Genomic DNA, 14,208 nt, shown 5'->3' on the forward strand with positions numbered 1-14,208 from the left:
TATTCACCATTTATTCTACAATTGACCCATCTTAATCAAGGCATTTTTTGCTGCCTCTTTTTCTGCTTCTTTTTTATTTTTTCCCTTACCTTCACCGAGAACATCTCCACCAGACCTAACCTGCATTTCGAACTCCTTATTATGATCCGGACCCTTTTCATCCACAAGCTTATATGTAAGCTTTTCGTTCTTGCTTTGAATTATTTCCTGTAATATTGTTTTGTAATCTCTGAAGATATTTCCATCAATTGTATTATGAATAGTATCTCTTAGGTAAAAAAGTATAAATTCTTTTGCACATTCATACCCACCGTCAATATATATAGCAGCGATAACTGCTTCAATCGCATCTGCCAATATTGAAATCCTATTTCTTCCTCCAGATATTTTTTCTCCCTTACCTAAAAAAAGATAGCTTCCGATATTGATTTGCTTTGCAACTTTACTAAGGGATTCTTCACAAACTACAGTAGCTCTAATCTTTGTCAGCTTTCCTTCAGGGAAATTTTTCTTAACGTTAAAAATGTAATCGCTAACTACAAGTCCCAATACCGAATCTCCCAGAAATTCAAGCCTTTCATTATATAAAAAACATTTATGTTCATTTGCAAAAGAAGAGTGAGTTAGAGCTATTTGAAGTAATTCTTTATTTTTAAAGCTATAATTTATTATTTTTTCAAATTCTAATAAGTCTTTTTTCATAGACTCCTTCAATGATGTCATTAACAATTCCTCCAATTATCAATTTAAACTGGAGAGAAAAATCCCTCCAGTTTAAAGAACAAAATATTAATTTACTCTTGATAAATATTCACTAGTTCTAGTGTCTATCTTAACCTTGTCACCAACGTTAATAAACAATGGAACCTGAATAACTGCACCAGTTTCAACTGTAGCAGCCTTCGTAACGTTACTCGCAGTATCACCCTTGATTCCTGGTTCAGTTTCAATTACTTCCAGCTCTACAAAATTAGGTCCTTCAACCTGGAAAGGTGATCCCTGATAAAATCTTATTGTTGCAACTTCATTTTCCTTTAGGAATTTAATCGCATCTTCTACCTGCTCATAATTTAGAGGTATCTGATCATATGTTTCTTCATCCATAAAGTAATATAATTCACCATCACTGTACAAATACTGCATCTGCTTAGTTTCTATATTGGCTTTTGGGAATTTATCACTTGGATTGAATGCTTCTTCTCTTATTGCTCCCGTTATTAGATTTTTGTATTTTGTTCTAACAAAAGCAGCCCCTTTTCCTGGCTTAACATGTTGAAAATCAACAACTAAGCATGGCTGTCCGTCTTTTTCAAAAGTTACACCTTTTCTAAAATCACTAGCTGTTACCATTATATATCCTCCATAGACTCAAATAATTATCTCATTAATTATACCATTAAGGTGTTGATTTGTCTATATTTCTAGATATTTTATTATAAATATGATACAATAATTATAAGTTGAATGTAATGTTAAATGTTTTTTACGATAAGGAGGAGTTTATGTGAAAGCATCAAAAAATTCTGATTTTTATATTCCAAAATTGATACCTAAGGAAAAACTTTTCTTATTATCAATGATTGTTTTCATTTCAATAGCAACCATATCATGCTCGAAAAATACAGTCGTTGAAAATGCTTTAGAAAATTCGGCATCTGTATCCCAGTCAGTCTCATCAAGCTATGATGAAAATTTTACCAAGCTTATGGAAAATAAAAACACATCTTTCGACGACAAGGAAAAAATAATATCAATAATAAATCAAATTCCAATGAGCGATGAAGTAAAAAAAATAAATGTTGAATTTCCAAAAGATGACTCCAATAAAAGCTTGGTTATTAATTTAAAGTCCACACGAGAAATTAACGACTATGTAGGTTCTATATCAGTAAGAGCTGTGGATTATCAATCAATATTTATTTTTTATCTGGTACAGGATCTGGATTCAATAGCTTGGAATATTGATAACAAAACAAAAATTGATATTTCAAGAAAGGATTTCGATAATAATACAGATTCTACTCCAATCACAAAAAATAGAAACGATACTGAATTAAAGCTTGATTTCGCATCCATGGTAAATTCTGCAGCAAGTTACAGTAGAGAAAGGGGAAATGTTAGAAGCTCCTATAAAAATAATAAGGAAGAACCTGCAAATAACGCTCTAAAGAAAGTTGACTTTAATACCTTCATGACAGAAAATAATAGCTTTAATGCTGACCCTACTTGGTACCTAATCAACGGATATAACACTGACAAGGTTTGCTTAGCTAATGGAAAAGCAATTTTTATCTTCAATATTAAAGATAAAAAATTAGAAAATAGTATAATAATTGATGATGGAAAAATGTCAACCTCAATTCAAGGCGAAGTCTGCAGAATAACTACAATTTCAAAGGATTTTAAGACAATTTATGTATACGAGTTCGGTTCGACAAAGTTAGATTATTGGTATAAATACAATGTTGAAAAAAACGAGCTTACGAAGATAACCGGCGTTTTGCCTACAATGGAGGGAATGAATCCATCAATTGATTTGGCTCCACGATATAAATTGACGAAATATAAATTTTCACTTGAATCTACTAAGGATAAGAAAAATCTTGTACTGATAAACAATGAAGCAAATGAAAAATATATGCTGTTTAATAACTAATAAAATTGAGACTGTGAAAAAAAGTCTGTAAATTAAAATCAAAAATGATGTGACCCCCAAAAGTTAGAATTTATTAGCGAAACAGGAGAATATAGAATTTTTTCTGTAAAATTGCCTTCTATGTTAATTTTGACTATTAGACAAATTGATTTTATATAATAAATGACCTTCAGAGTAGGCTTTTCAGAAAGCCTGCTCTGATTTCATATTATTATTTATTTTTTTGCATGTCAATGAAAACTGATGGTTTTCAGTTTTTTTGATATTAATATCCTATGCGTTCTTCATACATTATTGATAATTCTCCAAAAATGATTCCCCAATTTCTAGTAGGCTGATTCCATTTTTTGCTAATCTTATTTATTTATAAATACAGTACTTTTTATAATGACATCTTTGTTGAAAATACACTTATATTTCTATTCAAGCGTTTAAATTGTAAATTCAAGCTTTCTATGGCATTTGTTGTATAAATTACCTTCCTAGCTTCTGGCGAAAGCTTGTAAATTGGTGTTATATAATTCCAGTTTACATACCAAGATTTCATTGCATTTGGATATTTTTCAGACCATTTTTCTTCTACAGCATCCAAATTTTGTTTAAACAGTTCTTCATTATTTGATAGATATATGCTTTTAAATCTGTCGCAAATTACTTTTTATCCTTGTATGATACATATTTTAATGTGTTTCTAACTTGGTGAACAATACATCTTTGATATTCTGTATTAGGAAATGCTACATTTATCGATTCTTTTATTCCTGACAATCCATCTGCACAAAGTATTATTATGTCTTTTAATCCTCTATTTTTTAATTCATTAAAAATTGTAAGCCAGTATTTTGAAGATTTTCCATCACCTACATACATTCCTAAAGCTTCCTTTAGACCATCTTTATTTATTCCTAGATGTTCATTCATTTCTGACTCAAGCATATCTTGAAGAGTCTCTCCTAACAAGTCTTTTAACGCTTCTTGAATATCTTTTGCTGTCTTTATATCATATGTTGATATTAACTCTGCAATTATATTCTTTTTTGTTGGATTCATTGGTTTTCTTTTTTTCTTCTCATATCAAAAATCCCTCCTATGATAATTATATATTTTACTATAGAAGGACTTATTTTTATTTACAGGCTTTTTTGCATACTCTTGAAAAAAACTTCACACACTCTTTCTAAAAGATAAATTTCACTTCTATTTCATCATTTATCAACTCTCTATTAAATCTTTCATCCATCAAATTTTTAAAACCTTCATTAAACTCATAGCCTATAAAATTTCTTTTATTATTAACTGCTGCAATAAGACTAGTTCCACTCCCTAAAAATGGATCTAATACAAAATCACACTCTAAAGTGGAAACATTAACAATTCTATTAATTAATTCTGTAGGAAAAATCGCTGGATGTATGGTATTCTTTCCTACACTCCCTGCCTTTCTATTAATATTCCAAAAAAGTTTACCAGAAATAGTATCATTTTTATAATCTTTAAACTCAAATAGTTTTTTTATATTTATTTTTGTATCATTTGATTTTGTAAAAATTAAAACATATTCATGATGGTCACTTAAGTTCTTAGAATTTGTTGGTATTCCTGATGATTTATGCCAAATTAGAATACCTCTGTAAATAAATCCTATTTTCTTACATTGATCTATGAATAATTTAGGTAATAGTATAGGTTTCCCATTTCTAATCCTAATATTTATATTTATCCATAAACTCCCCTTATCATTCAGTTTATCATAGCATTCACTCCATACAGTATTCATTCTTGAGCTATAAATATCATATGATTCTTGACCAATTTGATTTTTCTTATAATAATTCTTTAAATCCCAATATGGTGGAGAAGTAACTATTAAATCTATAGATTTATTTTCGATACCTACCATATTTTCAGAGGTATTAAATATTACTTTAGTTTCTTCTTTTCCTTTACGTCCTACATATATATAATTACCTAAAAATATATCGTCCCTCTTAAACGGAATATATCTTATTTCTCCAAATTTATTATATTTATAGTTTCGTAATTTATCACTATCAACAATTATTAAATACTTGCCATTATCAGATATTGTCGCGTCTAAAATTCTATCAAACACATTAAAAGTAGATAGTAATAAATGTTCTGTTATGTTAGCCTTACCATCATCCTTAGTTGGAATCCAAACATTTCCTGGATCCTTTCCTTTAGGATTATAATTTTTTTTCCTTTTTCCCCATTCAACATCTTTCCAAATTGGCTTTTCTCGAATTTCATCCTTATTAAAATGGAACTCTTTTTTATCTTTTACAAACCAAACACAGTATAATATATTATCTAATTTATCAGTATCTTCCGGTATTACAATTGTATTTATATAATAAAGATTCAATTTTTCTGTAGCATATTCAATTAAATCAAAAAAATCTTTATCTATATAACCATCTCTATATTGAGATTTTACAATACAAAAAAAGTTACCACTTTCAGACAAATTTAAATATTCTTCTTCAAGAATTTTAATAGCTACATCAATACTATTTTTTATAATAATTGTATTATATTTCACTTTCAACATCTATTTCACCAATTCGTTTCCTTGCAATCTGACAATATTTTTCAACATTTTCAATATATATCCATCGTCTACCTAATTCTTTACAAATTTTAGCACTGGTTCCACTTCCACCAAAAGGATCTAAAACAATATCGTTAACATTTGACCAAGACATTACATGATCTTTAACCAGCTGTTCAGGAAAAATAGCTGGATGTTCATATGCAATTTTATCTTTAGTTGAAAACCCTTTTCCATTATTATATTTCCATATATTCGTTCTAACACCAAATTCATTAATTGTCTTTCTACCTTTATCAACTAAACTACCATCTTTCTCTCTACGAGTTATATTTCCAAAAGTAGACATTCCTGCACAGGAATTCTTTTTATCTCTTAATAAATTAACTGTTTTAGGCTTTCCCTTACTCATTACGAACATATATTCAAAAGAATTAAAATATCTGTTTGGATGCGGTGGAGCAGAACCAGATTTTTCGTAAATAATAACATCGTAAACATTAAAGCCTAATTCCTGAAAATACAGTGCATGTCGAAAACTTGTTAAGGACTTGTTTCCCTTGTAAGTTTTATCTCCAATAACCCATACCACTATCCCACCTTTTTTTGTTACTCTATAAAGTTCTCTTGCAACCTTTCTAAATATTCTATTATTCCAAACCAAATTATTCTCATAATCTCTTAAATCATCATACGGAGGACTGGTTACAGTTAGATCTATGCTTTCATTTGGCATTTTTTTCATTACTTTTATACAATTATCATTAATAATCTTTCCTATAAAATCCTCAATTTTTTTCACAATATTCTCCTTATGCAACTATCTTCTCATATTCAGCTTCTGTTATCATTTTTTCAGATAATGCATATTCAAGTTGATATGATTTTAAAGCATTTATTTTATACAATTCTCTAAGCCTATCAGCGATATTTTTTTTTCTATGATTATTTTGATTAAACCCGAAATATAAATCCTCTTTTAATGAATCTTTTATAAAATGAATTTTTCTATGGCACATAGGACATATACCAAAAATATTCTCGAAATGATCAGGACCATCAGCAATACTAAAAGGTATTAAATGATGATACTCTATATATGGTTCATTGTTATTCTTAATGAATGTTTTTTCTCCACAACACTCACAGGGAATTAATGAATTCTCATCCGAATATTCGATTAATTGTAATTTTTTAAGAAGAGAAATAACACGCATATCTCGTTTACGTTCTAAAGTTGGTTTAATATTTTCCATAGATACTTCGATAATTTTTCGTCTTAAATCTTCTGTATTTAAGCTGCTAAATTGGTTAATATAATTTAAATCAACAGAGTTTTCCTCAATTTCATCAATTTCTACTAGTTCTCCAACTTTTATCATTTCAACAATTCGTTTAATTTCTCTAATAATTTCTTGTTTCTTAGTTAAATTCAAGCTTTTCAATATATTAATAAAGTATTCATTGAAATACGTATAAACTTGTTCAGTAATAATTGATCCCACATCGATTCTGTTAAATATTAAATATTCGCATATTACTAAAGAAAAGAGGATAGTTTTCTCAACTTTAATGTTATATAAATCCCACTCCATCTTTATTCTATGATTTTTTTCATAAACATTACCTGTGTAAACAGATTCATATTTTTTTCTCAATTCCTTTTCACATCTATCAAATAATAGATTATATTTATTCAATTTATAATTTTCAATTATTTCATAAATCTTAAAAAGAATATTGAATTTTTCTTCATTCTGTAGGATCCAGCCATTATTTGATGTAGAAGAAACGAAGCCTAAGTAATTCTCACTATTATCCTTATAAAAATCAGTTCTGATTCCTAACATATACTTCTTTATTTCTTTTTCAAAATCCTCATTTTTATTTTCAGTTCTCAAATTAAAACTATCCAGATATGTTTCTACTTTTGGTATTGACTCCACGAATTCATCATAATTTTTAATAATATCATCTATATTATCATTATTACTTCTTGATAAAATTCTATCGTAAAATCTTGGAAATATCTGTTTATATTTTTCTAAACACCTAAGAATTGAAAAATAAGGACTATAATTTATTTTAAATTTATCAGAAAAACAATTTTGACAATTTTTTATAGAAGGAAATTCAATAGTTACAGGTTGGGAAACCATCTTTATTTTTTGATGTTCCCAAATTATAGAAAATTCCTTAGAATTAGCCTTTACAGCTATTTCTCCAATAGGAGTTAAACTAGAAAATTCATTATCATTACCTGCTCCATTATTTCTTGAATGAAAATACCCATAATAAAATAATATTTGTCTTTCATTTCTTAATGAAGCATGAAAATCATTTATAGTTCCTGTAATATCCACTTTTTTCTTAGGATTATTCTTTTGAAATTCTTTTATTATTTCTGGTAAATTTGAAACTTCAAAGTCCGGTCTATACAAATGCTCTTTTATAAACGCTTTAACTCCTGATTGTCCGCCAATATTCATTAAATAAATAAAATAGTATTTATTTACATTAGAATAATATGACTTTTTATCTTCGTTAATATCGACTACTCCTGCAAATTCATTATAAGTCCTAAAATCTCCTCTCAAATCAGCGTGTTTAGGAAAGAAAAACCTTTCAGCATCGTCTTTAACTGATTCTGGAAGAGTACTAATGTAGTTATTAAAATTTCTTATAATTTCATTAATTCCTTCTTTGGTGTCGATTTTTTTAGAAATGAATATCGCATCATATAGAACAATATATTTTTTGGTATACCACAATGTTCCAGAACTTTTAATTTTAGACATTTCCATGGATTTAGTAATAAAGTAATTACTTGGCGTTATATTATCTATAAAATCATCAATTTTTGTCATCATAATTTTCCTCCACACATACAACTATATTTGATACATCACAATTTAATTCTGTGCATATTCTTAATAATACATCAGTTTTAACATTTTTATCGTTTCTTAATTTATGCAAGGTACTATTAATCATATTTACTCTATCCATGAGTTCTTTATTAGTCATATTTTTATCTATAAGTAACTTCCACAATGACTTATAGCTAAATTTCATTTTTAACTTCCTCTCTAAATTAATTATCTAATTATTTATATTATACCAAAAATATAACCTTTAAACAAACCTTATATATCTTTAGATAGTGTCAACTTTTTATGGAGTTTTTTCATCCTAATTTCCTAAGTATTTTTTTACATGAAATCCATCACAAACATAGACCCTTTGCCTATAATCTTTTAGCCCGTTTTTTATCCTTATCCCTCCATCTACATGAATATACAATTTTTCTAGCTCACCTACATCATAGTTTTTTTGAATATATCCCATCATTTGCATAAACCATGCTAAATGGTAATAAATTAAAAATAACTATTAAAGCTACAAACAGACTTGTTAATTTCTTACTTTCTTTTCCAAACATTCACTTGTCTCCTACTCTTAATTTCTTATTTGTTCTTAATTCTGAGAATTCCCCTCTTATTCTTTATCAAATTATTTTAATAACTGTTGTACCCCCCAATTTTTTGGGAGGGTACACATCAAAAAGCTTATAGTTTTGCAATTTTCTACTTTGTTTTTTCTCTACGTCTGATACCTAACACAATCAGCACACTGCCTGATAAAAGAATTAATCCTGCATATAAAGACAAATTTGCCCCATCTCCTGTCTTTGGCAATGTTCCGGGCTTTTTAGGTTCATCTATAGGCGGTGTTGGCGGAATTTCAGGTACAGGATTTGTTATTTTGTTTGTCTTAGACTCATTCTTTCCTGCTCTTACCAAAGCTTCGTTGATAAGAGTTTTCCCTGATGCCGATTTTTCTACTTTCACCTTGAATGTTACTTCAAATGTTTCACCGGCTGCTACATTTTCTTTTGTCCAAATAATTTTACCGTCTTTATAAACTCCGTTATTGTCTGCTGAACCTTCTACATAGCTTGTAAATTCAGGTATCTTATCTTCAATAACGACTTTTTGACCCTTACCTGTTGTATTATGATAGCTTACCTTGTATGTTAATGTTTCACCGACTTTCACTTCTTTTCCGTCGATATCAGTAGTATCAATTCCTTTGAATACCTTCTTTGTCGGCGGTGTCGGAGTCGGATTTGTTACTTCATTTGTGTCGAAATCACCTTCTCCGTCATTTACCTTAGCTGTATTCTTAAGAACTTCTCCCTTAACATCGCCGGATACTTTTACTTTAAAGCTGACTCTAAGTGTTTCTCCCTCAGCTACCTTCTTTTTCCATGTAACAATTCCGTTTTCGTTATTTCCACCGTTATCCGCAGATATAAACTCAGTATGTGCCGGAATTTTATCGGTTATGATTACATCCGCTTCTTTACCCTTTGTGTTTTTGTAGGTAATGGTGTAGGTCAGTTCCTGTCCGGGTTTCACTGCCTCTCCGTCTATATTTGTGCTTGTATCTCCTTCAAAAACTTCCTTTTTAGGTACGGTAGTCGTCGGGTTATGAGTCTGATTTGTATTGTAATCATGCTTACCGTCATTCACTTTAGCCTGATTATCTATCGCCTCTCCATTAACATCTTTATCAACCTTTACTGTAAATTTAACCGTAATACTCTTACCGTCTTTTACATTAGCCTTCCAAGTTACTACTCCGCCTTCTTCTTTCCCCTCGTTATCTGCCGATACGAATGTTGTATGTGCAGGTAGTTTATCTGTGATAATTGCCTCCACATCTTCTCCTGTAGTATTCTTGTAGGTGATGGCATAAGTCAGTTCTTGTCCGGGTTTTACTGCCTTTCCGTCGATATTTATACTTGTATTACCTTCAAAAACTTCCTTTTTAGGTTTAGTTGGAGTTGGGTTGGTTACTTCATTGGTATCATAGTCGTTATTTCCGTCATTCGCCTTTGCCTTATTCTTGATAGTCTCTCCGTTTACATTTTCATCAACCTGAACAGTAAAAGTAACTACTAAGGTACCTCCCTTTGTAACCTTCTTCTTCCATATTACTGATCCGCCTTCTTCTTTTCCTTCGTTATCTGCTGACACAAACTTTGTATGTGAAGGAATCTTATCTATAATAGTGACATCAGCATCTTTTCCTGTGGTGTTTTCATAGGTAATGGAATAAGTAATCTTTTGACCTGCTTCTACCCTTTTGCCGTCTATCTTTGTAGTAGTTCCAAATTCCAATACTTCCTTAACAGGCTCTTTTGGAGTCGGATTGTTTACTTCGTTAGTATCTGCTTCGTTATTGCCGTCGTTTACCTTTGCCTTGTTATTTAACGGTGCTCCGTTAACATCAGAATCAACCTTTACTGTAAATTTAACGGTAACGCTCTGACCTTTTGTTACATCTACTTTCCAAGTTACTACTCCGCCTTCTTCTTTCCCTTCGTTATCTGCTGATACAAACTTCGTATGAGTCGGAATCTTATCTGTAATTGTAGCCTTTACATCTTTATCCGTTGTATTTTTGTAAGTAATGGCATAGGTCAATTCCTGTCCGGGCTGAACTGTCTCTCCGTCTATATTGGTAGTATTGCTTCCTTTAAATACCTCTTTCTTCGGAGGAATATGCTTGTTGGTTATGACAAAACCGTTCTTGGCATCTCCTGTCTTGTTACTTTCATAAAATGCAATATTTACTTCCGCTACATCGTACTTGATTTCGCTTCCGTCTTTATTGTATTTTGGAAGATCCTTGAATGTGCCTTTCCAGTCTCCTTCTTTGTTCAGTTTCAGAGTCTTTCCTGAAACTTCTTTTCCGTCTGCAAGAAGTTTTACCGTAACGGAGTCTTTTTCAGGTCCTATCCATTTCTTTGTTACAGGCATTGATATTTTTTCCGTATTGGTATTTGTTACTACAAATCCATTTGTCATATCGCCTGTAATTTCTGTATCGTAATTGTCTATCTTTACTTCTTTTACGGTGTAGGTAATTTCTTCTCCGTCCTTGTATTTATCAAGGTCTGTGAAGGTATGCTGCCAGTTGTTTTCTTTATTTAAGGTTACTGTGTCTACTTTGCTTTTATCTGCGTAAAGTTCTATTGTAGCAGAAGCACCTTCTTTACCTACCCATTTCTTGGTTACAGGTACTGATATTTTTTCTGTATTGGTATTTGTTACTACAAATCCGCTTGTCATATCGCCTGTAATTTCTGTATCGTAATTGTCTATCTTTACTTCTTTTACGGTGTAGATAATTTCTTCTCCGTCCTTGTATTTGTCAAGGTCTGTGAAGGTATGCTGCCAGTTATTTTCTTTATTTAAGGTAACTGTATCTACTTTGCTTTTATCTGCGTAAAGTTCTATTGTAGCAGAAGCTCCTTCTTTTCCTACCCATTTCTTGGTTACAGGCACAGATACTTTTCCTGTAATTGTATTTGTAATTGTAAAGCCGTTTTCTGACGTTCCTGTAATTCCTGTAGTATAGCCTTCTATATTTACTTCTTCTATGCTATATACTATTTCGTGTCCGTCTTTTTTGTCATACTTCAAAAGATCTGTAAAGGTATGTTTCCACTCTCCTTTGGCATTTAGAGTAACTGTTTCTTTTTCCGCATTGTCTGCAAGCAGTTTTACTTTTACCGAATCTGTCGGCTTTCCTACCCACTGTTTAGTTACAGGTATCGATATTTTCTCTGTATTGGTATTTGTTACTACAAATCCGCTTGTCATATCGCCTGTAATTTCTGTATCGTAACTGTCTATCTTTACTTCTTTTACGGTGTAGATAATTTCTTCTCCGTCCTTGTATTTGTCAAGGTCTGTGAAGGTATGCTGCCAGTTGTTTTCTTTATTTAAGGTAACTGTGTCTACTTTGCTTTTATCTGCGTAAAGCTCTATTGTTGCCGAGCTTCCTTCTTTTCCTACCCATTTCTTGGTTACTTTGACATCTCTTGTTTTCTGATATTCTGCCGGAATTTGAAAATCTTCAACTTCCCCGTCCGGTGCGAGTCCTGTCGGTGATTCGACAAACTCCGCTTGAGTTGCTATACGGACTCTGGCATTTAATGTATCTGTCGGTTTTGTTTCAAGTCTTTTTCCAAAATTCAAATTGATTACGCCATCTTCGCTAACATGACTTGTTACTCGTTCCGTTTCATCAAAGGTTCCGTTTTGGTTAAAGTCAATCCATGCTGATACATTAGCAGAATCTGCACCGTTTAAGTTGGCAATGACAGGAAGGATGTACTCTTCATCTGTTCCAAGATGGAATGTAGGATATTTGTCTCCCGTTAATTGTTGTTCTCCTTCATCACCTTTGACATCAAGCGCATCATGTGTATCATCATAAGTCCACCTTTCATCAGTGCTATTTGTAATATCATCTGTATCCGGCTTTACAGAGCCGAGAAAAGGAGAGTTAAAGCTTCTGTTGACTAAAAGCGTTGCATCTTCATGACTATCTAACGTATCTAATTTCTCTTGCGAATTTGACGATGCTATCAAATCTACAAAGTGCAAAGGAGTACCGTAACTGCTTTCTGCATCACCGCTGTCAAAACCGATTACAAAACCTAAGGTAATGCCCTGTTGTCCATAAGTAATGTTATAGCTTGATATGGTCTTGGCATTTTGTGATACAAAAAACGGTGTTAATTGATTATTCTGTGTAATATACGGTCCGACTACCTGAGTGTCCTGTCCTGCATACGGACTGTCGTTAACAACCGCATCCCACTTATACTTCGGACAAGGTGTATGCACCGGAACCTGCGTGCTAAGCGTTGATATATCACTGATTGTCGGAGCCTTAATGTCTTCACTAACCCTCGACATATCAATTAATCTAAACGGACCTCCGTCCGTCGTTATAATCTGCACTTCATAATCACTGATGGATTCCCCGTCTAAAATAATCGGATGTACGGGAATTTCTTTTCCTCTCATCTTTGCTGATAAAGAAAATGTAATACCACTATCCATTACATCGCTGTTAGGCTGAAGCACTACTTTCGCATTTCCCGTATTATAGCCTGAGCCTTTTAATAATCTCCCCCAACGGTCAGAAAGCTCACTTGGATAATATTTCTTATCGCTGTTATTTCTGTAATCTACATTCTTTGCATTCGGATCATATCCGGATGCTTCCGGATCGTATCCTTTTTCTATCAGTCTGTCTCTGTATATTTCTGTAGATCTGAAAGGAGCAAGCTTCGTTACTTTAACTGTAATCTCATAACCTTCAGCAGGTGATACCACAAGCTCGGTTCCCTCTTGAACAGAACCGTCTTCTGCAAGATTTGTCGCCTTGCTCCAATCCGCAAAATAGACAAAATCTTTCAGCTTTGCGGACTCTTCAAAAGTTCCTTGCCTTTTTGCATAAACCCCGCCTGAACTTTGTAAACCTACATCATCTGCATATACAGCACTCATCGGTATTAAATTAAAAATAATCACCAGTGCTGTAAACAGACTTACTAATTTCCTTATTTTTCTAATCATCCATTTACCTCCTTATTTTTAATTTTTTTATAACTTATTTCCCTCATCTTTTCTCTTATTTGTCAAAATCTAAATCCGCTAATCAATAAAAATTTTTGAAAATGTCTGCAATAAAGTATGTAATTTTACATTGTCAGACACCTTCTTTCTACACGCAACAAAAAAAGCGAACAAAAACAACACGTACTAAATGTATCAGAACGTGTTTTTTGTTCGCTTTTTAAACTATTATATTTTAATTTACAGATAGTTAATTCATCTGTCTGTCTGTCTGTCTGTCTGTCTGTCTGTCTGTCTGTCTGTCTGTCTGTCTGTCTGTCTGTCTGTCTAATTATTATGTTCTTACCTTCCATCGTATGTCAACCCTTTTGAAAATTTTTCATAAATATTATACTATAATTTAAGTGAAAATGCAATAAAATGCATTTGACACTTATTGCTGTTTTTTGCCTTTGAATAGTACAAATTCTAATAACATCTCTTCAAAAGAAAGATTCAGATATTAACATCTGTAAAAGCAAAAGATATACACTCCT

General features: G+C 31.6%; 10 protein-coding genes and 1 pseudogene. 1 reads left to right on the forward strand and 10 read right to left on the reverse strand.

Translation table 11 applies throughout. The annotated features are described in order from the left end of the window. Positions 1-15 precede the first annotated feature (15 nt). Positions 16-723: a ribonuclease III gene (rnc, locus tag BM120_RS06660; protein ID WP_091994310.1), complete on the reverse strand. Its 708-nt coding sequence runs from the start codon at positions 721-723 to the stop codon at positions 16-18. Positions 724-789: 66 nt separating this feature from the next. Then, on the reverse strand, positions 790-1,350 hold the full coding sequence (gene efp / locus BM120_RS06665; protein WP_091994312.1) for an elongation factor P: 561 nt from the start codon (positions 1,348-1,350) through the stop codon (positions 790-792). 154 nt (positions 1,351-1,504) lie between these two features. Here efp and BM120_RS06670 point away from each other — a divergent pair, with 154 nt between their 5' ends. Next, positions 1,505-2,656: a DUF4825 domain-containing protein gene (locus BM120_RS06670; RefSeq protein WP_091994314.1), complete on the forward strand. Its 1,152-nt coding sequence runs from the start codon at positions 1,505-1,507 to the stop codon at positions 2,654-2,656. A 265-nt stretch (positions 2,657-2,921) separates the two neighbouring features. Here the strand turns inward: BM120_RS06670 and BM120_RS11210 are convergent. From BM120_RS11210 to BM120_RS06705, 8 genes and pseudogenes are all read right to left on the reverse strand, one after another. Continuing rightward, positions 2,922-3,706 (reverse strand): annotated as a pseudogene (locus BM120_RS11210) (IS256 family transposase). A gap of 127 nt (positions 3,707-3,833) precedes the next feature. Further along, complete coding sequence (locus BM120_RS06680) at positions 3,834-5,219, reverse strand: DNA-methyltransferase (RefSeq protein WP_177187389.1); 1,386 nt, start codon at positions 5,217-5,219, stop codon at positions 3,834-3,836. After that, a complete protein-coding gene (locus BM120_RS06685; protein WP_207645705.1) occupies positions 5,209-6,030 on the reverse strand; it encodes a DNA-methyltransferase in 822 nt (273 codons plus the stop codon). The genes BM120_RS06680 and BM120_RS06685 overlap by 11 nt, the downstream gene beginning before the upstream one ends. Positions 6,031-6,040: 10 nt before the next feature. Next, on the reverse strand, positions 6,041-8,095 hold the full coding sequence (locus BM120_RS06690) for an HNH endonuclease (RefSeq protein ID WP_177187390.1): 2,055 nt from the start codon (positions 8,093-8,095) through the stop codon (positions 6,041-6,043). Then, on the reverse strand, positions 8,082-8,303 hold the full coding sequence (locus tag BM120_RS06695; protein ID WP_091994319.1) for a helix-turn-helix domain-containing protein: 222 nt from the start codon (positions 8,301-8,303) through the stop codon (positions 8,082-8,084). The genes BM120_RS06690 and BM120_RS06695 overlap by 14 nt, the downstream gene beginning before the upstream one ends. A 117-nt stretch (positions 8,304-8,420) precedes the next feature. Continuing rightward, on the reverse strand, positions 8,421-8,585 hold the full coding sequence (locus tag BM120_RS11395; protein ID WP_143076518.1) for a UPF0236 family transposase-like protein: 165 nt from the start codon (positions 8,583-8,585) through the stop codon (positions 8,421-8,423). Positions 8,586-8,815: 230 nt separating this feature from the next. Beyond that, positions 8,816-13,672 carry a Cna B-type domain-containing protein gene (locus BM120_RS06700; RefSeq protein WP_091994321.1) on the reverse strand — a complete coding sequence of 1,619 codons (4,857 nt, stop codon included), beginning with the start codon at positions 13,670-13,672 and terminating at the stop codon, positions 8,816-8,818. 125 nt (positions 13,673-13,797) lie between these two features. After that, positions 13,798-14,025 carry a hypothetical protein gene (locus BM120_RS06705; RefSeq protein ID WP_091994324.1) on the reverse strand — a complete coding sequence of 76 codons (228 nt, stop codon included), beginning with the start codon at positions 14,023-14,025 and terminating at the stop codon, positions 13,798-13,800. Between the last annotated feature and the right edge of the window lie 183 nt (positions 14,026-14,208).

The sequence above is a fragment of the Peptostreptococcus sp. D1 genome, assembly GCF_900112955.1.
Taxonomy (GTDB): domain Bacteria; phylum Bacillota; class Clostridia; order Peptostreptococcales; family Peptostreptococcaceae; genus Peptostreptococcus.